Annotated in this window: 22 protein-coding genes; 12 read left to right on the forward strand and 10 right to left on the reverse strand. The window is 43.0% G+C overall.

The genetic code is table 11. The features are described 5' to 3' along the window. Both AACV12_RS08310 and asnB read left to right on the forward strand, forming a co-directional pair. The gene (locus AACV12_RS08310; protein ID WP_017045500.1) at positions 1-1,587 is read left to right on the forward strand and encodes a cation:proton antiporter family protein; all 1,587 of its coding nucleotides are present in this window, start codon (positions 1-3) and stop codon (positions 1,585-1,587) included. A gap of 272 nt (positions 1,588-1,859) precedes the next feature. Beyond that, on the forward strand, positions 1,860-3,524 hold the full coding sequence (gene asnB, locus AACV12_RS08315; protein WP_017045499.1) for an asparagine synthase B: 1,665 nt from the start codon (positions 1,860-1,862) through the stop codon (positions 3,522-3,524). A gap of 81 nt (positions 3,525-3,605) precedes the next feature. On the opposite strand, the gene rfaH is transcribed toward asnB, so the two are convergent. Further along, positions 3,606-4,106, reverse strand: a complete 501-nt coding sequence (gene rfaH, locus AACV12_RS08320) for a transcription/translation regulatory transformer protein RfaH (protein WP_013857303.1) — start codon at positions 4,104-4,106, stop codon at positions 3,606-3,608. Positions 4,107-4,413: 307 nt separating this feature from the next. On the opposite strand from rfaH, the gene AACV12_RS08325 reads away from it, so the two are divergent. Beyond that, entirely contained in the window at positions 4,414-5,802 is a 1,389-nt protein-coding gene (locus AACV12_RS08325; RefSeq protein ID WP_026028125.1) for a peptide MFS transporter, read from the forward strand. Between the two features lie 91 nt (positions 5,803-5,893). Here the strand turns inward: AACV12_RS08325 and hemH are convergent, their stop codons facing one another. From hemH to htpG, 3 genes are all read right to left on the reverse strand, one after another. Next, positions 5,894-6,859 (reverse strand): ferrochelatase, encoded by a 966-nt coding sequence (hemH, locus tag AACV12_RS08330; RefSeq protein WP_170894818.1) that lies wholly within the window; start codon positions 6,857-6,859, stop codon positions 5,894-5,896. A gap of 115 nt (positions 6,860-6,974) precedes the next feature. Then, positions 6,975-7,619: an adenylate kinase gene (gene adk / locus AACV12_RS08335; protein ID WP_013857306.1), complete on the reverse strand. Its 645-nt coding sequence runs from the start codon at positions 7,617-7,619 to the stop codon at positions 6,975-6,977. 318 nt (positions 7,620-7,937) lie between these two features. Continuing rightward, positions 7,938-9,845 (reverse strand): molecular chaperone HtpG, encoded by a 1,908-nt coding sequence (gene htpG / locus AACV12_RS08340; protein WP_013857307.1) that lies wholly within the window; start codon positions 9,843-9,845, stop codon positions 7,938-7,940. Positions 9,846-10,103: 258 nt separating this feature from the next. Here htpG and AACV12_RS08345 point away from each other — a divergent pair, with 258 nt between their 5' ends. The 3 genes from AACV12_RS08345 (at position 10,104) to AACV12_RS08355 (ending at position 11,859) form a co-directional block, all read left to right on the forward strand. Continuing rightward, positions 10,104-10,970: a winged helix-turn-helix domain-containing protein gene (locus AACV12_RS08345; protein ID WP_017045495.1), complete on the forward strand. Its 867-nt coding sequence runs from the start codon at positions 10,104-10,106 to the stop codon at positions 10,968-10,970. 10 nt (positions 10,971-10,980) lie between these two features. Further along, on the forward strand, positions 10,981-11,496 hold the full coding sequence (locus AACV12_RS08350) for a regulatory protein ToxS (RefSeq protein WP_170900165.1): 516 nt from the start codon (positions 10,981-10,983) through the stop codon (positions 11,494-11,496). Between the two features lie 84 nt (positions 11,497-11,580). Next, positions 11,581-11,859, forward strand: coding sequence for a SelT/SelW/SelH family protein (locus AACV12_RS08355; protein ID WP_017045494.1), 279 nt, complete (start codon positions 11,581-11,583; stop codon positions 11,857-11,859). A gap of 17 nt (positions 11,860-11,876) precedes the next feature. Here the strand turns inward: AACV12_RS08355 and yfcE are convergent, their stop codons facing one another. Next, positions 11,877-12,434, reverse strand: a complete 558-nt coding sequence (yfcE, locus tag AACV12_RS08360) for a phosphodiesterase (RefSeq protein WP_026027494.1) — start codon at positions 12,432-12,434, stop codon at positions 11,877-11,879. Between the two features lie 228 nt (positions 12,435-12,662). Here yfcE and AACV12_RS08365 point away from each other — a divergent pair, with 228 nt between their 5' ends. The 4 genes from AACV12_RS08365 to AACV12_RS08380 all read left to right on the forward strand — a co-directional run bounded on the left by AACV12_RS08365 (position 12,663) and on the right by AACV12_RS08380 (position 16,529). Further along, entirely contained in the window at positions 12,663-13,577 is a 915-nt protein-coding gene (locus AACV12_RS08365; RefSeq protein ID WP_013857312.1) for a TIGR01777 family oxidoreductase, read from the forward strand. Positions 13,578-13,976: 399 nt separating this feature from the next. Next, complete coding sequence (locus AACV12_RS08370; RefSeq protein ID WP_170900166.1) at positions 13,977-14,831, forward strand: thioredoxin family protein; 855 nt, start codon at positions 13,977-13,979, stop codon at positions 14,829-14,831. 308 nt (positions 14,832-15,139) lie between these two features. Next, on the forward strand, positions 15,140-16,063 hold the full coding sequence (locus tag AACV12_RS08375) for an SPFH domain-containing protein (protein ID WP_013857314.1): 924 nt from the start codon (positions 15,140-15,142) through the stop codon (positions 16,061-16,063). Between the two features lie 7 nt (positions 16,064-16,070). Continuing rightward, the gene (locus AACV12_RS08380) at positions 16,071-16,529 is read left to right on the forward strand and encodes an NfeD family protein (protein WP_017049492.1); all 459 of its coding nucleotides are present in this window, start codon (positions 16,071-16,073) and stop codon (positions 16,527-16,529) included. Positions 16,530-16,659: 130 nt separating this feature from the next. Here AACV12_RS08380 and cueR read toward each other — a convergent pair whose 3' ends face one another. The 5 genes from cueR to zipA all read right to left on the reverse strand — a co-directional run bounded on the left by cueR (position 16,660) and on the right by zipA (position 22,556). Continuing rightward, positions 16,660-17,079 carry a Cu(I)-responsive transcriptional regulator gene (gene cueR, locus AACV12_RS08385; protein ID WP_019280864.1) on the reverse strand — a complete coding sequence of 140 codons (420 nt, stop codon included), beginning with the start codon at positions 17,077-17,079 and terminating at the stop codon, positions 16,660-16,662. 112 nt (positions 17,080-17,191) lie between these two features. Beyond that, positions 17,192-17,977: a YccT family protein gene (locus AACV12_RS08390; protein WP_170900167.1), complete on the reverse strand. Its 786-nt coding sequence runs from the start codon at positions 17,975-17,977 to the stop codon at positions 17,192-17,194. Positions 17,978-18,039: 62 nt separating this feature from the next. Beyond that, positions 18,040-19,152 (reverse strand): porin, encoded by a 1,113-nt coding sequence (locus AACV12_RS08395; protein ID WP_013857319.1) that lies wholly within the window; start codon positions 19,150-19,152, stop codon positions 18,040-18,042. 503 nt (positions 19,153-19,655) lie between these two features. Then, positions 19,656-21,671: an NAD-dependent DNA ligase LigA gene (gene ligA, locus AACV12_RS08400; protein WP_013857320.1), complete on the reverse strand. Its 2,016-nt coding sequence runs from the start codon at positions 21,669-21,671 to the stop codon at positions 19,656-19,658. A gap of 60 nt (positions 21,672-21,731) precedes the next feature. Beyond that, positions 21,732-22,556 (reverse strand): cell division protein ZipA, encoded by an 825-nt coding sequence (gene zipA / locus AACV12_RS08405; RefSeq protein WP_013857321.1) that lies wholly within the window; start codon positions 22,554-22,556, stop codon positions 21,732-21,734. Positions 22,557-22,786: 230 nt separating this feature from the next. On the opposite strand from zipA, the gene cysZ reads away from it, so the two are divergent. Further along, on the forward strand, positions 22,787-23,539 hold the full coding sequence (gene cysZ, locus AACV12_RS08410) for a sulfate transporter CysZ (protein ID WP_013857322.1): 753 nt from the start codon (positions 22,787-22,789) through the stop codon (positions 23,537-23,539). A gap of 157 nt (positions 23,540-23,696) precedes the next feature. Next, positions 23,697-24,665, forward strand: coding sequence for a cysteine synthase A (gene cysK / locus AACV12_RS08415; RefSeq protein WP_013857323.1), 969 nt, complete (start codon positions 23,697-23,699; stop codon positions 24,663-24,665). The last annotated feature ends 97 nt before the right edge of the window (positions 24,666-24,762 follow it).

Raw genomic sequence — 24,762 nt, forward strand, 5'->3', positions numbered from 1 at the left:
ATGGAACTTATCCTAATTTCAACGGCTTTTTTCGCAGGGTTTATTGCCTTGAAATGCAATTTACCTCCGTTGGTTGGCTTTTTAGTTGCTGGGTTTGGCCTGAATGCCGCTGGCTACCACAGCAGCGATACCATTCTGACCCTAGCCGATCTAGGGGTTACCTTATTGCTGTTCACAATTGGACTTAAGCTAGAGATTAAAACCTTACTTGCGAGAGAGATTTGGGCTGGTGCCACGGTTCATAACCTCCTTTCGACAGGGATTTTCAGCATTGCTTTATTGATATTCAAATATTTAGGGGTTAGCTCTCTGGCCTCGATGTCAATTGAACAATTAGTTCTGCTTGGTTTTGCTTTGTCATTCTCCAGTACTGTTTTTGCGGTGAAATCACTGCAAGAGAAAGGAGAAATGAACGCGACATACGCCACTATCGCCATCGGTATTCTTGTGATGCAAGATATCTTTGCTGTCATATTTTTAACCGTCTCGACAGGAAAACTTCCTCATTGGTACGCTGCCACTTTATTGATCCTACCCTTTATGCGACCACTATTTTACAAACTGCTCGACTGGGTTGGTCACGGTGAAATGCTTGTTCTGTTTGGTATATTTTTTGCCTTAGTGGTCGGAGCAGGATCATTTGAATTGGTTGGGATGAAACCCGATCTTGGTGCTCTGATTTTAGGCATGCTGCTAGCAGGCCATCGCAAAGCATCTGAGTTGTCAAAATCACTCTTTAATCTAAAAGAGCTGTTTCTCGTCTGCTTTTTCCTCAACATTGGACTATCAGAACAGCCCACAATGACTGGGTTTGCGCTCGCATTGTTGCTCTTACTGCTGCTTCCCATCAAAGGTATCCTCTATTTTTGGGTACTCAACCGCTTTAAATTCCGAGTGAGAACCTCATTGTTAGCCACCTTGTCTTTATTCAATTTCAGTGAATTCGGACTGATTGTGGGGGGGCTTGCTTTCAAAATGGGATGGATGTCGGGTGACATATTGGTCGCACTGGCCATTGCGGTATCCATTTCATTTGTAATCGCAGCCCCAATAAGCCGTAAAGGCCATGAACTCTATCAACATTCACGGCAATGGCTCAAAGAACATGCCGCTGAAAAACTCAACACCAAAGATCAATTAATTAATCCAGGCCATGCCCAGGTACTCATATTAGGGATGGGCCGCATCGGTACCGGTGCATATGATGAGTTGCGCTCTCGTTATGGCAAAATAAGTTTAGGCATAGAAGTCCGAGAAGAGGTTGCTCATGATCACCGCTCACAAGGGCGCAATGTTATTGCTGGTGATGCAACCGACCCTGATTTTTGGGAGCGTATTCTAGACACTGGTAATGTAAAACTCGTACTGCTTGCTATGCCGCATCATCAGGGTAACCAAATCGCACTATCGCAGTTACAACACCGTAATTTTAAAGGACAAATCGCAGCCATCGCCGAATACCCAGACCAATTGGAATCACTATTGGAAAGTGGTGTTGATGCAGCATTCAACATCTATAGCGAAGCGGGTAGCGGTTTTGCCCGTCACGTATGTAAACAACTCCAACCTAATTTTACTAAACCGTAATAATGTCTAGGTAAGCCATCGCAATTTTTAGGTAAAACATTGTCATTTCTATGCCCAACTCAATACGGCCCCAGAGCTTAGTTGGGCATAATTTACCCACCATCGCTCAAAAATAGAAAACAAATAGAAAAAATCCATACAAAGCACCCATTACTTAAATAAAATTCACCAAGATGCATCTTATGTGATATTAACGACACCATATGGTTGCTTTTTTTAACCAGAATGGCAAATTAGGTCCAACAGATTAAAAATCATCAAAAGGAAGTTGTATGTGTTCTATATTTGGCATTCTTGATATTAAAAGTGATGCAACAGCGTTACGCCCAATAGCGCTAGAGATGTCTAAAAAAATGCGTCACCGCGGCCCTGATTGGTCTGGCATCTATGCTTCAGAAAAAGCAATCTTGGCTCATGAGCGCCTTTCTATTGTCGGTTTAAACAGCGGCGCACAACCACTTTACAGCCCAAATAAAAAGCACATATTAGCGGTCAATGGTGAGATTTATAACCACAAAGAAATTCGTGCTCGTTACCAAGGCAAATACGATTTTCAAACCGACTCTGACTGTGAAGTGATATTAGCGCTTTATGCAGACATGGGTGCCGCGCTGCTTGAAGAACTCAACGGTATCTTTGCCTTTGTGCTCTATGATGAAGAAAAAGATGAGTACCTCATCGGGCGTGACCATATTGGTATCATTCCTCTTTACCAAGGCCACGACGAACACGGTAATTACTACATTGCATCCGAAATGAAAGCTTTGGTAAGCATTTGCAAAACTATCAGTGAATTTCCTCCTGGTAGTTACTACAGCTCGAAAGAGGCAGGCGCACAGCGCTACTATATTCGAGATTGGAATGAATATGCGGCAGTCCAAGGCAATAGCAGCAGTAAAGAAGAGCTAAAACAAGCATTAGAAGCGGCAGTTAAGCGCCAACTGATGACAGATGTACCTTACGGTGTTTTGCTTTCTGGAGGATTGGACTCTTCAATTACGTCAGCCATTGCAAAACGTTACGCCGCAATGCGAATTGAAGATGATGAACAATCAGAAGCATGGTGGCCACAGCTTCACTCTTTTGCGGTGGGTTTAGACGGTGCTCCAGACCTTAAAGCGGCTCGTGAAGTGGCTGAAAAAATTGGCACTGTACACCACGAAATGACTTATACCATCCAAGAGGGTTTAGATGCTATTCGTGATGTTATTTACCATATTGAAACGTATGACGTGACGACAATTCGAGCCTCTACTCCGATGTATTTGATGGGGCGGAAAATCAAAGCTATGGGTATCAAAATGGTACTTTCCGGCGAAGGAGCGGATGAGATCTTCGGTGGTTACTTATACTTCCACAAAGCACCGAACGCGCAAGAATTCCACGAAGAAACTGTGCGTAAACTGCTGGCGTTGAACTTGTTTGACTGTGCTCGCGCTAATAAATCTTTAGCGGCTTGGGGAGTGGAAGGACGCGTTCCTTTCCTAGACAAAGAGTTTATTGATGTTGCAATGAGGCTTAACCCTGCTGACAAAATGTGTGGTAATGGCAAGATGGAAAAACACATTCTACGTGAGTGCTTTGAAGATTATCTGCCAGCCTCGATTGCTTGGCGTCAAAAAGAGCAATTTTCCGATGGTGTGGGCTATAGCTGGATTGACACACTAAAGAGTGTTGCTGAAGAAAAAGTTACCGATCAACAGATGGAAACAGCAAAATACCGCTTCCCATATAATACTCCAGCGACAAAAGAAGGGTATGTTTACCGCGAGATCTTCGAAGAGCTGTTCCCGTTAGAGTCTGCTGCACAATGCGTTCCTGGAGGTCCTTCTGTAGCTTGTTCTTCCGCCAAAGCAATTGAGTGGGATGAATCCTTTAAAAATTGTATTGACCCGTCAGGCCGAGCTGTCAAAGCGGTGCATAATGAAGCGTACTAACCAAAACGCTGGCTAATAAAACAGATAAAAGGCGCAAAATGCGCCTTTTATTTGTCTAAAGAGCTTACCGTAGAGAGTCAATCACGAATCTAATTCTAAATGCTTATTATCAATGCTCATCGGTATCACTTGGCTGATCATTTTAACCAGCATAATCGATCGCGTCTCACCATCGGGCTCTTGGTAAATGGCATCAATTCCTGAGAACTGCCCACCCTTAAGTCGAACTACCTGCCCTTTTTCTGGAATATTGAACGATGCTACCGGTAATTTTAACTGGTCGAGTAACTTCAATTCCTCGATCAAATCACTGTCCAACTCCTTCGGATGTGAACCAAATCGGATGAAATCAACCACACCGCGAGTAGAGCGCACACTAGTAAAGGTTGGGCCAATTTCAAAATCAAAGTAAATGAACATATAGGAGGGAAAAAGTGGCTCTTTGACAACTTGCCGCTTACCCCGAAGAATTCTCTCTAGTTCAATTTCTGGGTAGAAACATTCGACACCTTGGTTTTCAAGGTGTGCTTTAGCACGCCTCTGATCGCCACGTTTACAATACAACAAATACCAACGTTTCATTTTATTCCTAGCTACTGCTTTTCTTTTTCTTGAATCCTAACACCATCCTCCTCCTCAATAAACGGCTAATAAACTGAACACAAAAATAAACCCTTAATGTCCGAACAAGGCAAATTCAAATAATCAGTAATGAAAGATAAGTTTTCATAACGCAACAAAACTTTGAGTATTGATAGACATGCATTTCAAAAACAATGAGTTAGTTAATAATGCCAGAATAAAATACTGATTTTACTCATTGCGATACGCTAAAAGCCCATGTATATCTAAAGCACAATTTTTCTCATCTCAAATACTAATAATTCTTATGACAAACCAACATCAATACTTTGGGCACCCAAGGGGCCTATTTTTACTTTTTGGCACAGAGCTATGGGAGCGTTTTTCGTATTATGCGATGCGCGCCATTTTGGTACTTTATCTTACAGACGCAACGATGAATGGCGGTCTAGGTTGGTCGACTAAAGATGCACTCGATCTTTACGGCACCTATACAGGCCTAGTCTACATCACACCGCTTATTGGTGGTTACCTTGCAGACAACTATCTTGGGCAACGACGTTCCATTTTATTGGGTGGAGCGTTAATGGCCATTGGCCAATTTACGCTAGCACTGCCTGCAGATGTGCTAGGCATTGGCTCTCTACACACTTTCTATTTAGGCCTTGCACTGCTTATCTGTGGTAACGGTCTATTTAAGCCCAATATCTCAACAATGGTTGGTGACCTATATAATGAGGGTGATAACCGTCGTGATGGCGCGTTCACCATCTTCTACATGGGGATCAATTTAGGTGCGCTACTTGCTGGTGTGATCTCTGGTTCAGTTACTAACTCATTTGGTTGGAAAGCCGGTTTTGTGGCCGCTGGTATTGGTATGCTGATCAGCCTTGTGATGCAAATGGCAATGGCTCAATCATGGCTTGGTAATATTGGCCGCGAACCAGCAGCTAAGCGCGATCTAAAACTGAAAAAATCAGCAAATAAAGAACCACTAACGAAAGCAGAAGTAGATCGTATCAAAGTTATCCTTGTGATGAGTTTGTTTACTATTGTTTTCTGGGCGGGTTTCGAACAGGCTGGTGGTTTAATGAACATTTACACGCAGCAATACACTGATCGTATGATGGGCGGTTTTGAGATACCTGCGGCTTGGTTCCAATCGTTAAATCCATTTTTCATTATTACTCTTGCCCCTGTATTAGCCGTATTATGGGTAAAATTAGGTAAGCGTGAACCAAACTCTCCAATGAAGTTTGCATTAGCGATGTTCTTCTTAGCCCTAGGCTTCCTATGTATGGTTGGTGCGGTTATGGAGCAAGGTGGTGACACTACCGTAAAAACATCAATGCTATGGCTTGTCGGTGCTTTCTTCTTCCATACCTTGGGTGAACTGTGTCTATCACCAATTGGTCTATCGCTTGTCACTAAACTAGCCCCACTACGCCTTGCTTCATTAATGATGGGAGCATGGTTCGGTTGTAACGCAATCGCGAATTATGTAGCAGGCCATGTAGGTTCTCATGTGGGAGAGCTTGGTGCGATGGCTATCTTCAGCGGTATTGCAGTAACAGCAACCATTGGCGGCGTCATTTTACTGTTGTGCTCTAACACGCTCGTTCGTTGGATGCACGGTGCAGAAAGAACCACAAGCTACGCTGAAGAAATTGAGGAGCAACAAGCTCAGTTAGTTTAGCTTCAAATACACCTAGTGGTAATTCAAGAATAATAATGACAAACGGTCACGCTATAGTGACCGTTTTTGTACCAGAAAAGAACTCAACTCATCAGCGTTTAACTAAGGAAGCCATCATTTCTATATGCATTGCCGAATCATTTAGGCACTCAATGTAGGTAAACAATTCTCCACCAGCGTGAATAAAAGTTTCTTTACCTTGCTCAGCTATCTCTTCTAGGGTTTCTAAACAATCCACCGAGAAGGCGGGTGTGATGATATCCAACTTTTTAATACCGCGGCTTGGCAGAGCCTCTAATGTTTTATCCGTATAAGGCTGTAGCCACTCTTCACGTCCAAAAATAGACTGATAAGTCATGCCGATTTGGTCAGCATTCAAACCAAGTTCTTGTGCCAAAAGTTCTGTGGTTTTTTGGCAGTGCTGTGGGTAGATATCACCGTTATCGGCGTATCGCTTAGGGATACCGTGGTAGGAACAAAGCAAATAGTCACCTTGCCCGTTACGTTGCCAAGAGTCACGGACTTTACTCGCCAAAGATCGTATATAAGCAGGGTGATTATGATAATCACGAATAAAACGTAAATTGGGCGTCACAGGGATACGTTTCATCGCTTTGGCAAGGCCATCAAACACGGCAGCCGTAGTAGTACCAGAATATTGAGGGTACAGAGGCAGCACTACAATCTCTTCAACACCACGCTCCAATAATGCGTTGATACCCTCTAAAAGGCTTGGTGAACCATAGGTCATACCAAGTTCCACTGGTGTACCGAGATACTGTTCTAACGCTTGCACTTGGCGTTTAGAGTACACCATCAAAGGAGAGCCTTCTTCCATCCAGACAGATTGATATAACTTAGCAACCTTGGGAGCTCGCAGCGGAAGAATCACACCATGTAATAATGGACACCAGATCCAACGACTCATATCAACCACACGCTGGTCATGTAAAAATTGGCTTAAAAATCGTTTTACTGCCGATGCCGTCGGTTCACTCGGCGTTCCCAAGTTAACTAATAGCACACCCTGTTTTTGATTATTTTGCATTACTTCCATTCATCCATTTCATTGTTAATTATTGAGTACGAATTCGCGGCAGGAAAGTTCATAAAAAAAGCGACCTTTAGGTCGCTTTCACTATAACAAAGTTAACAAGCCTATACTGAGCCAATTATGCTAATGCTTTCTCAATATCAGCGCTAACTTGAGCAACTGGCTTAGTGCCATCAAATTTTAGGTATTTCGTATTACCCATTTGTGCTTCTTTACCGTAGTAAGTGATCAGTGGCGCTGTTTGCTCGTGGTAAACACCTAAACGAGCACGAACGGTTTCTTCTTTGTCATCATCACGAACGACAAGATCTTCACCTGTTACGTCATCTTTACCTTCCACTTTTGGCGGGTTGTAAATGGCGTGGTAGGTACGACCAGAAGCCAAGTGAGCACGACGTCCCGCCATACGCTCAACAATAACGTCATCGGCAACATCAAACTCAATAACATAGTCAACATTAATACCCATTGCTTTTAAGCCATCAGCTTGAGGAATCGTGCGAGGAAAACCATCGAGTAAAAAGCCCTTTTCACAATCAGCTTGGGTGATGCGTTCTTTGATTAAGCCAAGGATGATTTCATCAGAAACAAGTTGACCAGCATCAATCACTGATTTCGCTTTTTTGCCAAGTTCAGTACCTGCTTTAATCGCAGCACGTAACATATCACCAGTAGAGATTTGTGGAATACCGTACTTCTCCATGATGAATTGAGCTTGAGTGCCTTTACCTGCACCGGGAGCACCTAGAAGAATGATGCGCATGTTTAATCCTCTTTAGAAAATTATGATTTATACCGAAGCTCACAACCAGATGAGACTTAAAACCAACGGTAAGTTTCGGTATAACGGTAATGAGATGAGTGAATAATAATTCGGCAAGCAACATACACAGCTTACCGATCGCATTCAAGCGATGCATTCTAACATACAAATTTAAGCGACTAACCAGATTAAGACTAAAGAATATAATCTTGGCCGGATGTTCGCTGCAAGTTTGCCTAAAATATCGCTCGTTCTCAGCAGAGAATCGCTATTCAAAGCAAAAAGCTCGCAGTTGCGAGCTTTTTGTTAGTCAGTTAGCTATTCAACCTTAGTCAAAAGCTGATTAATTGCGGTTAAGAATTGTGACGGATCTTCCATCGAACCACGCTCAGCGAGCGTCGCTTGACCTAGTAAAACTTCAACCCAGCGACCAAATACTTGCTCATCCGCTTCATCGGCCATCCGTTTCACTAACGCATGTTCAGGGTTAAGTTCCAAAATATACTTCACCTCTGGTACCGGTTGACCAGCCGCAGCAAGCAATTTTGCCATCTGCGTACCCATCTCATAATCGTCGGTCACAACAACCGCTGGAGTACTTGCCAGTTTAAAGGTAGTTCGAACCTCTTTGACACGATCGCCAAGGTACTGCTTCGTACGTTCAACCACCGATTTAAACTCTTCTTCAGTCTCTTTATGCTTCTCTTTTTCCGCTTCATCTTCGAACTGGCTCAGATCTAGCCCTGCTTTGGTGATGGATTGGAACATTTTTCCATCAAACTCAGTGAGGTAGTTCATCAACCACTCATCAATGCGATCAAACATTAAAATAACTTCGATACCTTTGGCTTTAAACTGCTCTAGGTGTGGGCTATTTTTGGCCGCTGCATAGCTATCGGCGGTGAGGTAGTAGATTTTATCCTGCCCCTCTTTCATCCGTTCAACATAAGCCGCTAAACTAACCGTTTGCTCTGCTGAGTCAACCTCGGTCGAGGCGAAGCGCAATAGGCTGGCGATCTTCTCTTTATTAGCAAAATCTTCCGCAGGCCCCTCTTTGAGTACCAAACCAAACTCTTTCCAGAAGGTTTGATATTTATCAGCATCATTGCTCGCCATACGTTCAAGCATGGTCAATACACGCTTGGTACAAGCATTACGCAATGATTGAGTCACCTTGTTATCTTGTAAAATCTCGCGTGACACATTAAGCGGTAAATCGTTTGAGTCGATTAAACCACGCACAAAGCGCAAGTAGGACGGCATAAATTGCGCAGCATCATCCATGATAAATACACGCTGAACATAAAGTTTCAAGCCTGATTTATGATCGCGATTCATCATATCCCAAGGTGCTTTCGCTGGAATATAAAGTAGGCTGGTATAATCGTTTTTACCTTCTACACGGTTATGGCTCCACACCAGTGGGTCAGCATAATCATGGGAAACGTGCTTATAGAACTCTTGATACTCTTCATCACTGATTTCTGACTTAGAACGCGTCCACAACGCCTGTGCTTTGTTGATTTGTTCCCATTGGGTCTCTTCAGTCTCGTTACCTTCGTCATCACGAACCTTGGTTTGGATAGAAACTGGAATTCCAATGTGGTCTGAATATTTAGAAATCACATCACGCAGACGCCATTCAGAAAGGAACTCTTTGCCTTCCTCTCGCATGTGCAAAATGATATCGGTTCCACGAGACTCTTTATTAATGCTTTCTACTGTATATTCACCTTCACCTTGTGAATACCATTGAACCGCTTCGTTAGCAGGTAAACCCGCAGCGCGAGTTCTTACAGTGACCGCATCAGCGACGATGAAGGCCGAGTAAAAACCCACCCCAAACTGACCGATAAGCTGAGAGTCTTTAGATTGATCTTGGGATAGTTTAGAGAAAAACTCCGCTGTGCCGGATTTTGCAATCGTACCGAGATGTTCAATGACATCTTCGCGGCTCATACCAATACCGTTATCTGAAATGGTCAGCGTATTCGCTTGGGTATCAAACGATAATTTAACGCCTAAGTTGGCATCACCTTGATATAAATCGGCATTAGACAACGCTTGAAAACGAAGTTTATCCGCAGCATCAGAGGCATTTGAAATTAATTCGCGAAGGAAGATCTCTTTATTGGAATAAAGAGAGTGAATCATAAGATGAAGTAACTGTTTGACTTCAGATTGAAAACCACGAGTTTCTTTATTGGTAGTAGCCGTTTCGCTCATACTAGCTCCATAACATCTGAGTTATTTTCATTCACACACAGAGTGTGCAACCAAGGATGATTTGCTAGTAAGATGAGGCTGGCAATTGTAAATTCAAGGTCAATAATCATAAAAACACTGTTTTTTTCATTTATTTTGATTATGCTTGCCGTAATTTTTATCAAAGAAAATAAAAACTAGCATAATGTTTCATCAATTGCTTCCCCAAGCAGGCTAGGTTGATGGACGGTTAAACATGCCAACAATAAGAAGATTATCATGAGTAACATAGGCACAAAATTCATCCTTGCTAACCGATTCACGTTTGATCCCAATAGTAACTCTTTGCTTGAACAAGAAAACGAACAAGAGGCTGTTCGCCTTGGTAGTAACGAAAGTCGAATTTTACTTCTACTTTGTGAACGCCCAAATGAAGTCATTACACGCCATGAACTGCATGAGTTTGTGTGGCGTGAACAAGGTTTTGAAGTTGATGACTCAAGCTTAACTCAAGCGATTTCAACACTTCGTAAGATGTTGAAAGATCAAACCAAATCACCAGAATTCGTCAAAACCGTGCCGAAACGAGGTTATCAAATGATCGCCTCGGTGACTCGAGCAACCCCCTACTCACAAAAAAACACCACCAACGAGCCTGAAGAGGAACCGTTACTGGCCAGTGAGTCTATCCAAGACATTGACGCGGACACCACTTCGCAACCCGAAGAGACAACATCCCAAACCGTGACGACAGATCCACTCGCGAAAGTAAAAATAGGGAAAGAAAAGTTAACACTGCAAAGCAAATTGATGTTGGTTGTGGCTCTTTTCTTACCTATTCTGGCTCTCCTATTAACTAGCCCTGCACAATCAAAATTTAAACAGATTGCGGTTTATAACAACATAGTTGTGAATACGCCCATCAATCATCCAGACCTAAACAAATGGTTACCTTCTATTGAAAAATGCGTAAAAAAATACAATGAATCACATACTGGAGAACTGGCACCTAAGCAGGTGATTGCGACTGGTGGTCAAAATAATCAGCTCGTATTGAATTACATCCATAGTTCTGAGTTCTCGGGTGAAAATGTCACTTTACGAATTTTAGCTAACCAAGATGATTTGGCCAACGTGTGTAAATAAGGGCATAAATATGAATCCAAAAGTGGCAACCCTCATCTTAGCTATCTCTGCACTATTCAGTAGTTGGTTATACTGGGGCAGTGATTTAAAAATAGAACAAATCCTAACGGCGCAAGAATGGCAATCTAAAATGGTCACTGTGGTAAAACGCAGTCAACAGAATGATTCTGTTGGGCCAATCCGTCGGGTTGATGTCAATTCAAATGTGAAATATTTACCTAACGGTACTTATATTAGAATGTCAAATGTGAAGTTATTCGCCGTGGGTGGTGAAAGTGAAAGTTTCATTAATATCTCAGAAACCGGCGCCTGGGATATCAGTGATAGCTACTTATTGATATCGCCTAGCGAATTTAAAAACATTAGTTCTAGTCAAAGTAAGGACTTTACCCCTGAGCAACTAGAACTGATTACTCAATTTTTCAAGATGGATGCTCAACAAAGTCGACGTATTGATGTCGTCAATGAAAAAACATTATTGCTCACCAGCCTAAGCCATGGTTCGACAGTGCTGTTTATCAATTAGCCATCGAGTAATCTGTAACTTCAATGAAGGGTCGAAAAGATCCTTTGTTGCGTATGGCCCTTACTTCTTCACAAAAGGTATACCATGGAAAAAGCCAATATTGAGATCTACTATTGCCGCCAGTGTAATTGGATGCTTCGAGCCACTTGGCTAAGCCAAGAGTTACTGCATACTTTTAGTGAAGAAATTGAATCTGTGCGTCTCTACCCTGATACAGGGGGACGATTTGAAATCATGTGCAATGGACAACGTATTTGGGAACGTAAACATGATGGTGGTTTCCCTGAAGCAAAAGTTCTTAAGCAACGAGTCCGAGATATCATTGACCCGGAGCGAGATCTGGGTCATTCAGACAACAGGTAAATCAGATAGCGACGGGTTTAAGAGCTAGTCGCTAAACGATATTGCGCTAGTCCTTGCCCCTCTAGCCCCATTACTTGAAATAATCCATCCGTATAAATAGCGTAGCTTGGGGGAAATTCATTACGTGGAAAGGTCGCGGATCCCGGGTTGACAATAATGACATCATCTTGACCTTGCGCCATAGGGATGTGCGAGTGGCCATGGATCAAAACATCACCTTTTTTTAATGGTGGCCTATTTTGAGCATTATATTGATGGCCATGCGTTAAGAAAAAACGAGTTCCTGACTCCAAAACTACCCAACAAAAATCCATCATCATCGGAAAGTCGAGCAGCATTTGGTCGACTTCGCTATCACAATTGCCTCTGACCGCCACAATATGCGGCGCCCATCGATTCAAGCACTCCGCCACTGCGGTCGGATTATACCCATCAGGTATAGGATTACGCGGACCATGATTTAAAAGGTCTCCTAGCAGTACTAAAGTGTCTGCACCTGACTGTTCAAATAGACTGAGTACTTTTTCAGTAGCAGGCAGTGAACCGTGTAAATCCGAAGCAAAAAACAACTTCATACTTTTATCTCCGTATTTTGGAGCTACAGATTGTACGAATTTCAGCACACTTCGTCATCTTTAGTTATGGATAAACATTGTCATTTATCACCACGAACAATTCACGTATGCTAAATAAGTTTCCTATATTAGGTTAGATGGCAAACAAGCATCGCCACTTAACCAACATGGCTATCGTTCTCATCACCACCATTTAGGTGATATCGCACAGACCAATGAGGTAGAAACATGAAAATACTATTAACGGGAGGGACTGGCTTTATCGGTAAAGAGCTGATGAAACAGATTTTCACGCACAATATCTACCTCCTCACGCGCGATATAGAGCGAGCTAAGCAGCAGCTCGCCCATGTAGACAAAGGTAGTATCACCTACCTGACCTCCCTAGCGAGTTTAAAAGACGCGAATCAATTTGACGCCATTATCAATCTTGCAGGAGAACCGATCGCCGACAAACGTTGGAGCAAACAGCAAAAAGCGATCATTTGCGCTAGTCGATGGGAAATAACAGAGCGGTTAGTTGAACTCATCCATGCCAGTACTGAACCACCCTCCGTTTTCATCAGTGGCTCGGCCGTCGGCTATTATGGTGACCAACAGTCTCATCCGTTTGATGAAACATTACATGTGCACCAACAAAGTTTTCCTCATCACGTTTGCGAAAAATGGGAGCGCATCGCCCTCCAAGCGCAATCAGAAAAAACTAGAGTGTGCCTATTGCGTACGGGGATCGTGCTCGCTAGCGATGGTGGTGCTTTAAAGAAAATGCTGCCACCTTACCGTTTAGGCTTGGGCGGCCCTCTTGGTAAGGGTGAGCAGTATATGCCATGGATCCACTTATTAGATATGGCACGAGCGATAGCCTATTTATTAGACACGCCACATGCACAAGGTGCTTTTAACCTCTGTGCTCCACATCCCGTACCTAATAAGCATTTTAGCCAGCTATTGGCGAAAACATTACGTCGACCACACATACTATTCACTCCCAAATGGGTTCTAAACCTTGCAATGGGTGAAGCGGCTGTTTTACTGTTTGACAGTATTAGAGCAAAACCTAAAAAGCTAACCGAGCTAGGATTTCACTTCCAGTTTTCACACCTAGAACCTGCGTTGAAAAATATATTACAACATCGTGCTTAACCAAAACTGGCCTATATTTTTTGTGAATAGCAAGGTATACGATAATGACAAAAGCGATACTTATCAGTGGATAAACCGACGGTTGCATAAAGTAGCACAACCAACTTAATTGTCATTAATTCGTAACATTCATGTGACATGATACAACTCTGGATATCCCAGTTAATCCAATATAAAGCGTTACATGTGGTACGACGAATATGACATTACACCAATTAAATTGGCTCAGTGTCGGTGTTGCGCTGACACTATTTTTAATATTATAGACACCTTTGCTTGCCCTCTCTTTGAGAGATAAAAAACGCTACTTTAACGGTAGCGTTTTTCATTTGCCCTTGATATTCCAATTTTCACCCCTATTTCTAAGACTATAAACTTGATTATCGCAAGGAAAATATCATGCAATCACCTTACATCGTTGAGGTCAATCAGCACAACTTTCGAGAGGTGTTCGAACGCTCAGTTGAGACTCCTATTCTCTTTTATTTTTGGGCACCCATGAATCAAGAGAGCGTACAACTCATTCCTGAATTACAAAGCGTAGCGCAACAACACAGTGGCGCATTCACCTTGGCTATTCTCAACTGCCAACAAGAACAGCAAGTGGCAGCACAATTTGGTGTTCAAGCCCTGCCAACAATCGCTCTGTTTATTAATGGTCAAGCGGTCGACGGTTTAGCAGGTGCTCAGACCATAGAAACAGTGAATACAATGTTAAATAAACATTTGCCAAGCCACGATGAAGTTTCGCTACAGCAAGCCTTAACGCTGATAGAGCAAACACAACATTCGCAAGCACTACCCTTGCTACTAAGTCTACCTGACGATATGAAAGCAAAAGCAGAGGTCAAACTGGCCCTCGCTGATGTGTTTCTGGAAACTCAGCAGTATGAAGCGGCAGAAACAGAACTGGAACGCATCCCACTAGAGTATCAAGATGGTTACTACAAAGGCTTAATCGCCAAACTGGAGCTGCACAAGCAAGCCGCTGACAGCCCAGAGATTCAATCATTAGAAGAGATTTTTTCCGCTGAGCCAAACAACGCTCACATAGCAAGTGAGTTAGCGCTTCAATATCATCAAGTTAACCGTAATGAAGAAGCTCTCGAGCTGTTATGGTCATTTTTACAAAGCGACCTCAATTGCCTCGATGGCGGGCTCAAAAAAGTGTTTATGGACATCTTAAGTGCTCTTGGACAAGGAAATAGTGTGGCAAATCTCTATCGCAGAAAGCTGTATTCACTATTATATTAATAATATCAAGCAATTAAACTGGAAACGTTCTGCTTTGATTGTTTAAAAAACCAGTATCAAATCTCATTATTTCATTTGTTCCATATCGATAACTGATAGAGAATGATCAGTAGCAAAGCTCAAACGTTGATGAGAATCGCTCCTATATCCAAATGACTTGGAGATACCGGCAGTCGGCAAGTGAGTTCATCCCCATGAGCACAATAAGCTCTATGATTGGGGTGAACGAACTTAGCTAACACAGCGGCCGTTTCAATAGAGAAAGGAACATCAACATTAGGATTATTTAATACTTAAAAGGAACCGTTATGGCTATTGATTCACTCGTCGCCGTTGGCATATTTGTATTCGTCGTTATTTCATTTATCTTTTCTGCAGTGAAAACCGTTTCACAAGGGAGCAATTGGACAGTAGAGCGTTTTGGACGTTACACACACACCCTACGCCCCGGTTTAAATATCATTATTCCATTCATTGATCGCGTCGGACAAAAAATTAATATGATGGAACAGGTGCTTGATATCCCAGCACAAGAAGTGATATCCAAAGATAACGCCAATGTTGTTATCGACGCAGTTTGCTTCGTGCAAGTGATTGATGCTGCGAAAGCCGCCTATGAAGTTAGCGAACTACAACACGCCATTCGCAACTTAACTCTAACCAATATGCGTACCGTACTGGGCTCGATGGAACTGGATGAAATGCTCAGCCAGCGTGACATGATCAACACTAAATTGTTATCGATAGTCGATCAGGCGACTAACCCTTGGGGTGTAAAAGTCACTCGCATCGAAATTAAAGATGTACAACCACCAGCGGATTTAACCGCGGCGATGAACGCGCAAATGAAAGCGGAGAGAAATAAACGTGCTGAAGTGTTAGAAGCCGAAGGCGTACGTCAAGCACAAATTTTACGCGCCGAAGGCCAAAAGCAGTCTGAAATACTTAAAGCTGAAGGTGAAAAGCAGGCGGCTATTCTTCAAGCAGAAGCACGTGAACGCGCTGCCGAAGCGGAAGCTAAAGCGACGGAGATGGTTTCGAATGCGATTGCGCAAGGTGACATGCAAGCGGTTAACTACTTTATCGCTCAAGGATATACCGAAGCACTTAAAGCCATTGGTCAAGCAGAAAACAGCAAAATCATCATGCTGCCATTAGAAGCAACTGGGTTGATGGGTTCGGTTGCTGGCATTGCTGAAATGTTCAACCTAAAATCCTCACAAGATAAGTAGGCCTAACGTGATAGAGCTAATACAACAAATGAATTATTGGCACTGGCTCGCATTAGGCTTAGTGCTTGTTGCATTGGAACTGCTTGGAACTGCTGGGTATTTTCTTTGGTTAGGTATTTCCGCACTCATCGTTGGCCTTATCTTTGCGATGCTCCCCATCAGTTGGCAACTGCAGTGGATGGCTTTTGCAAGTTTATCACTCGTCACGACTTGGTTATGGTGGCGTAAACAATTTAAATCAGACCACGATGGTGACGAGACTCGTGATCTGAACCAGAAACAGAAACAGCTGATCGGACAAACAGCTCGTCTTAAAGAGAGCGTTCAAGAAGGGGCAACTTTTCGATTGCAGCTCGGCGATACGACGTGGACAGCAAAATGCCAGCAAAACCTAGAAGCCGATGTTGTGGTTAAAGTCGTAGATGTCGAAGGAATAGTGTTGATTGTTGAGCCTAAAGAGAGCTAGCTTCATTGAGTAAACATCAGTAAGAAAGTACATAAAAACCAAAAGTGATGAATTGCTTTTGGTTTTTTCATTTATGGGCAGCCCAATTGTAGTGTGTGCCTCCACAGCTCATTAGCTAATGAGCTCATTTTCACACTGACTTGTTCAAGTCGTTATGGCAACACTGCCCCTTCAAATTATCTATGATTGGGCATTCACTACCACCGTCGCCTGGACATTCGGTAATCCACTCTTCTAGTTGCAACTTAATCAATGAAAGCTCTGCCAGCTTCTGTGATACTTGTTTCAACTTCTCTTGCGCTTTCTCTTTGACTGCAAAACTGGTCCGGGACGGATCGTTGGCAAGGGCGAGTAAAGATTTACATTCCTCTAAACTAAAACCAACGCGCTTGCATCGCGCAATAAGTAAAAGATCATCAATATGTGCTTGTTGATAATGACGGTAACCATTCTCTGAACGAAGGGGCGCCGATATCAGCCCCTTCTCTTCATAAAGACGAATGGACTTAGCGGTAAGTGCTGTTAACTGAGAAACTTGGCTAATATTCATAGGCTAACCATTGAGAAATACAAAGACAAAAACACAAAAGGCATGGGAGTTAACCATGCCTTGTTAGTGCTAAAAATACAATGAAATGCCATTTATGCAAGAAAAATAGCCTTTACTCTTGGCTAATCAGCCACGCTAGAATCGCTGCTTTATCGGCTTTGTCAGTTTTCTGGTACCAATCGGCCATCATGGTCACTAGCTTATTTTCGCTCACTAGCGGCTGATTAACAGCGGCACGGTTAGCAAAGGCCCAATTGGCAAATTCTTGTTGCTCCGCGCTAGTTGCTTCGCCATAGAGATACTGCACCATTGTGAAACTAGTTGGCACGGCAGTCGTTACCGGCTCTGTCTCACTAGCTTGAGCAGGCATTGGAGCTGCTTGACCACGTTTTTGATTAAATCCGACCTGATTCAGTGCACTGATTGAGGCGACTTTCGCTTGCGAATTATATTGATAGAGCTCTTTTTCATAATCTCGGATCAGTGAAAAACCTTGTGTAACTAAAACGTCTTGTTGAAACTCCACTGACTGCTTAGCTGCATTAGTCAAGACAACCGCAGGGTTCTTATCAAATGCTTTGGCAGTGGTTTCATCTTTGACCATCGATGCCGGTTTAAGCAGCACCTTACTATTGCTTTGATTAAAACTCACCACGATCGCCGGTGATTTATATTTATTTTGATTACCACCAAAGTGAATTACTTTGTCAAAACGTACCAAAAGCTGGTTTGCGCCATCAGGTAGAGTAATTTCATTGGTATGGCCAAACGATATTTCAGGTTCAACGCCATTCACGGCTAGAATCTGGAGGTTTCGATCTATATTCACCACCACATCAGCGTAGGAGCTAGCAGAAATAACCATTCCTAATAACGCGCTAATCATAAGTTTGTTCATTATTACCTCCAGTTAAAAGGCGAGCTATCGCTCGCCTCGATTTACACTTTTAATCTATATGATTAGAAGTAGTATTCTACACCCATCAAGAAACGAGTTTGGTCATTGGCATCAGCATTGCCTTTGCCATCACCGTCAGCAGGGGTCATCATATCGTAATTACGCACGTCAAAGTAGAGTACTGCAGATGGGTCAAGTACATACAATGCGCGTGCTGTAATTGCACGACTGCTACTTTCTGCTTGTGTTTCACCACCAAATTTCGCTTTAGTCGTAGCAGAATAACCTGCTTTAAATAACCACTCAGATGTTGCCCAGTAAGCTAGTGTTGCAGAGTAAGCATCCTGTTTTTTCTCAACATTATTTACTTCGTTAGTCATATGTTTCCAAGCAGCTGTCAAGCTCAACTTGTCAGTAATAGATACGTTACCACCAACTAAGTAATAAGCAGCTTGGGCTTCATCTGTCTTAGCAGCCGTTGCATCAACCCATTTTTTCTCACCGTTAGAACTGTCAAATTCATAGTAGCCATCTTTAGCTGCAGTTACAGTTTTCTCTTTCGAACCAAGATAAGCACCACCGTGGATACCAAAACGTTCTGCGTTATAAGCTAACGCAAAGCTCACTACTGCGTTATCAGTAGAGCTTTCCATTTTGCTGGCAGATAGAGAGTATTTGAAACCACTGTAGTCTACAGAGTCAAAACGGATCACGTGGTCTGCACGGTCTTGGTAACCTGCACCAATTGCATTGTGCCAGTCAAATACATTACCTAAACCTGGGTTTGAGTGTGGCCAGTCTACATAATCGTAGATAGAAACAAGTTGACGCCCGACTTTGACTGTACCTACATCATCAAATGCTAAACCAAGATAGGTATCACGACCACCAAATTGACCACCAGTATCACCATTAAATGCGTTAGATGTTTCAATTTGCCACACAAAATCAGGGCCAAAATTATTGAATGATTGAGTGCCACGAAGCCCGACACGTGATTCAATTTCCACACCAACAGTATCATCTTTCGCGCTATCACCTTTACTTTCAAAGTAAAGGTTACCAGCAGCTTGACCGTACAACTGGACATTGTCCGTTAGTTGAGCAGCTTGAACACCAACTGCAGCCATAGCAACTGCAGCGCCTAAAAGAGTACGTTTAAACATTTTGTCCATGGAAAAACTCCTAAAAATAGATATAGCTGTTTTTATTTCCCCCTTAAGTTGGCCGCCGAAGGGAGAAATCATTTCCTATGTTGAAAACCTAAATTAGTCATTAATTTTCTGATTTTCTCTTTTCCTGCATACACATCGTGTATCCATGTTCACTAGACTAACTTCGCAACAGAAAACATCAATGAGAACTTAATTTTTATCTAAAAAAATATGAGCTACGGCAAACTTTGACCAAGTAAGTGATCGAGATCTAATAAGTCATAAAACAAAATATAAAAACAAAAAACTCATTAATTTTCAAAATGATACGAAAACAATTACACTAATAGCTTGAAGTGCATCGCAATAATAAATTGAAAGAGAGTAAAGTTCTTCTTGATTGGCATCGAAGCAAATGAGGGCTTTTTTTCTAATTACTGGACATTTTAATGTGGAGGTTTGAGATAAAAATAAAGCCTCAAAATTAATTTTGAGGCTTTATTAAGGAAGGGATGCTTAAAAAATTAGCTTTTCATTAACTCAAGCAAATCTTGTTCGCTGCGAATTTCGATCCCTAGTTCTTGCGCTTTTACTAATTTTGAACCGGCCGCTTCTCCGGCAAATAGTATATCGGTGTTTTTAGAGACGCTTCCCGTTACTTTTGCGCCAAGCTCTTGTAGCGCCGCTTTCGCATCACTTCTAGAGAGTTTCGACAAGCTCCCCGTCAAAACCACCACTTTACCAAGTAAAGGGAGAATCGCATCTTGGCTCGGCTTTTCGATATTAGGCCACTGGATACCGAGTTCGATCAATTCATTAATCACCCGTTGGTTTTTATCTTGCTCAAAAAAAGATGTGATATGACTCGCAACGATAACTCCAACATCTTGAACTTCAAGTAGTTCTTCATGGGTCGCTTGGCGAATTTTGTCTAATGACCCGAAATGGAGCGCAAGATTCGCCGCCGTCGCTTCCCCGACTTCACGTATGCCCAATGAATACAAAAAACGGGGTAATGTGGTCATTTTGGCGGCATTCAGTGCATTAACGATATTTTGTGCTGATTTTGGTCCCATACGCTCTAACACCGTTAGCTGCCCTGCTTTTAGACGGAAGAGGTCCGCGGGCGTGCTCACCATCTCTTTATCAACAAGCTGCTCAATCACTTTTTCGCCTAAACCATCCACGTCTAACGCTTTGCGAGAGACAAAGTGCTTTAATGCTTCTTTGCGCTGAGCTTGACACACTAACCCCCCGGTACAACGGGCGACAGCTTCACCTTCAACACGCTCAATGTCAGAGTTGCACACAGGGCAGTACTGCGGGAAAACAATATCGACCACTGTATCAGAGCGTCTGTCTAACAACACAGAAACAATCTGTGGGATAACATCGCCTGCTCGACGAATAATAACGCTATCACCAATTTTCACGCCTAGGCGCTCAATTTCATCAGCGTTGTGTAATGTCGCATTGCTGACGGTGACTCCCCCCACAAATACAGGTTCTAACTTCGCAACAGGTGTAATGGCCCCGGTACGGCCCACTTGAAATTCAACATCGTTCAGGAGCGTTATTTCTTCTTGGGCAGGAAATTTATAAGCAATCGCCCAGCGAGGCGCCCGCGCGACAAAACCGAGCTTTTGTTGCAGTTCAATATCATCAACTTTAATTACCACACCATCAATCTCATACGCTAGTTGGGCGCGACGAGTTAAGATACTTTGGTAGTACTCTTTCACTTCATCCATTGAAGAGACTAGACGTGTTTCAGGGCACATCGGCAGCCCCCACCCTTTTAACTGCAAAAAGCGCTGATAATGACTGCTTGCTAACTCAGCGCCTTCAATCACACCAACACTGTAAGCATAAAAATTCAACGGCCTTTGAGCTGTGATTTTTGAGTCGAGCTGTCTCAAGCTCCCTGCGGCTGCATTTCTTGGGTTAACAAAGGTTTTTTCACCTTTTTTGAGTGCTTGTTGGTTCAATCGCTCAAAACCGGCTTTAGGCATGAACACTTCACCACGAACTTCTAAACGAACGGGCCACCCTTTTCCCTGTAACTTCAGTGGAATAGCACTGATCGTTCGCACGTTTTCCGTAATGTTTTCACCGACCGCGCCATCCCCACGCGTGGCGGCTTGTACTAACACACCATTTTCGTAAAGCAAACTCACGGCTAAACCATCAAGCTTAGGTTCGCAGCAAAAAGCGTTAAAGTGGGCACTCGGTATCCGGTCTTGCATCCGCTTGTGAAAGGCATCAAGCTCATTCTCATCAAACACATTATCTAAAGAGAGCATTGGAATTTCATGAGTCACCTGGGCAAAACCCTCTAAAGGCTTACCTCCAACACGCAAGCTGGGTGAATCCGCTGTGACTAACTCCGGATACTGCGATTCCAACTCAAGCAGCTCACGCATCAAACGATCATACTCAGCGTCAGGAATTTCAGGGTTATCTTCTACATAATAACGTACAGCATGATAATGCAGCGTCTCACGAAGTTGGCTTAATTTGTGTTCTATTGTTTGCATCATAATTCTCTCGGATCATGAAAAAAGGCTCCGACTAGGAGCCCTTAATGGTCGATGTTTATTCTACGCGTTGCGTGCGCTTTTAAACTCTTGGATTTGGCGTCGGTAGGCAGCCAATCGATCTGGCGTCATTAAATTACGCGCATCATCCAATACATTACCACCTAAATCATCGGCGATTTGCTGAGCGGTTTTAAGCATTAATTTGAAATTTTGATCAGGCTCGCCGTAGCAAGGCAGTGTCATGAAGAATGAGATACCGCGAGTAGTAAACTCCGCAGGATCATGATGTGCCAATGTACCGGGTTGCATCATGTTGGCAACACTAAACAGCACTTTCCCTGTACCTGACAGATCGGCATGCCGGTGGAAAATATCCATCTCACCATAAAGAAGGCCGTTTTGCTGCATACTGTCAAAAAGCTTAGTGCCGACAAAGGGATCATTTCCCGCACAATGCACATTCAGCACAATAACTTCCATTTCGGCTTCTTGAACGTCGGATTTTTGATTATCGTCAGCAATGACATCATCTTGTTCACTGAGACTTGGGGATTCGGTTTTCATCGATATTGAGGGCACATCATCGAGTTCATCAAGCACATTTTCAGGTTCAAAGCTTGGTGAATAACCGTCAATGAGAGGGTCAACCGCTTCACTAAAATCTGGCTCTTTACGTACTTTGCGAATAATTTCGAAATCATCTTCCGGAGCAAATGAACGCTGGGTCGCAGATTGTGTATCATCGTGATCAACATCAATTTTACCAAGAGGCTTATCCTCAAACTTGGACTTCCCTTCTTTCTTACTGGTCCAAAGACCATGAAATAGCAACGCGGCTATCGCTAGCGCGCCAACAATTATGAGTACGAATCGCAATTCCTGCATGTTTCACTCTCAGTTTCTCGATGCATGGTTATTCTCAGCTTTACCAGCTTGAATTGAACGTGTCACCAACGTGGGTTATATCGGTCTATCGGGGTACTTTACCAAAAGTTTGTACCGATTTAGAACAACTTAATGTGAGAAGTTCAATACATGATGTGATTTTCACCACGCTTTTCTTCTTCGGCAGGTTGAGTAGAATAGCTTTTTAGCATTGATTAACAGATATTCACATGGATAACGGTATGACACTTAAGCAACGTTCAGGTTTTGGATACTTCTTTTTTGGTCTAGAGCTAGCACTGACCCCCGGCATTCGACGCTTTGTGATTCTGCCATTACTCATCAACATCATTCTCGTCGGCAGCGCTCTTTTTTACTTATTCAATCATCTCAATACGTGGATAGAACAGTTTATTGGTCAAATCCCTGATTTTTTATCTTGGCTAAGTTACGTTTTATGGCCATTGCTCGCGATCACTATCTTAGCCACGTTCTCCTATTTCTTCAGTACGCTGGCTAACTTCGTCGCTGCACCATTTAATGGGCTACTCGCAGAAAAAGTGGAAGAAAGATTAATTGGCGCTCCAATCAACAGCGATGGCATCTGGTCTATGGTCAAAGATATCCCACGTATCCTCGCAAGAGAGTGGCGAAAATTAATCTATACCTTACCCAAAGCAATCGGTTTGTTCTTATTGCTCCTAATTCCTGCCTTAGGACAAACCTTAGGCCCTTTGCTGTGGTTCATTTTCACTGCATGGATGTTAGCCATCCAATACTGTGACTACCCATTTGACAACCACAAAGTGAGCTTTAACCAGATGAGACACAATTTGAAACAAAAACAGACCAAGGCGTATAGCTTTGGTGTTTTAGTGTCGATTTTTACCACCATACCCATTGTTAACTTAATCGTCATGCCGGTTGCTGTATGCGGGGCAACAGCCATGTGGGTTGGTGAATTTAAAAACAAACTGCAGTGATGGTGCGAGGGAGATTCAACCTGCATATCCCTCTATAAGTTATAACTTTTTAATCCTTTTACGTTTTAAGGTTAACACCTATTCTGCATCTGTATCCACTCACGTGTCTTATCAGACCGCCAGGCACATATAACGTGTGTAATAAAGGAATATCGCAATGAGCAAAATTTACGAAGACAACTCTCTGACTATTGGTAACACTCCTCTTGTTCGCTTAAACAAAGTCAGCAAAGGTAAGGTACTGGCGAAAATTGAAGCGCGCAACCCAAGCTTTAGCGTGAAGTGCCGTATCGGTGCCAACATGATTTGGGAAGCAGAAAAAGCTGGCACACTGAAACCTGGCGTTGAACTTGTAGAGCCAACCAGCGGTAACACCGGTGTTGCTCTTGCATTTGTTGCAGCTGCTCGTGGTTATAAGTTGACACTTACTATGCCTGAATCAATGAGTTTAGAGCGCCGTAAACTGCTTAAAGCTTTAGGAGCCAACCTTGAACTCACCGAAGCGGCGAAAGGCATGAAAGGCGCAATTGCTAAAGCAGAAGAAATTGTTGCCAGCAACCCTGAAAAATACTTGTTGCTGCAGCAATTCAATAACCCAGCCAACCCACAAATCCACGAAAAAACAACAGGGCCGGAAATCTGGGATGCAACTGATGGTGAGATTGACGTGTTCGTTGCAGGTGTCGGAACCGGTGGTACTTTAACGGGCACAAGCCGCTACATTAAGGGCCAAAAAGGCAAGGCTATCATCTCAGTTGCGGTTGAACCTGCGGAGTCGCCAGTCATTGCTCAAGCACTTGCTGGAGATGAAATCAAACCTGCACCACACAAAATCCAAGGTATAGGAGCGGGATTTATTCCTGGCAACCTCGATTTATCCCTCATTGACCGTGTTGAAGCCGTCACTTCAGAAGAAGCGATTGAAATGGCAAGGCGCCTCATGGAAGAGGAAGGAATTTTGGCTGGAATTTCATCAGGCGCAGCGATTGTAGCAGCGAATAGATTAGCAGAACTACCTGAATTTGAAGGAAAAACAATTGTAGCGGTACTACCAAGCTCAGGTGAGCGTTATCTGAGCACCGCACTATTTTCTGGCCTATTTACCGAGAAAGAGAACCAACAGTAATAGGTGGTTAAATCAAATTTTCGTTTAAAAAAGCCCCATACAGGGGCTTTTTTGTTGATCCTTGCCTCACCTTTGGTAATATCACCTCGTTTTATTT

The organism is Vibrio sp. 2-2(8), assembly GCF_963888495.1.
GTDB lineage: Bacteria > Pseudomonadota > Gammaproteobacteria > Enterobacterales > Vibrionaceae > Vibrio > Vibrio anguillarum.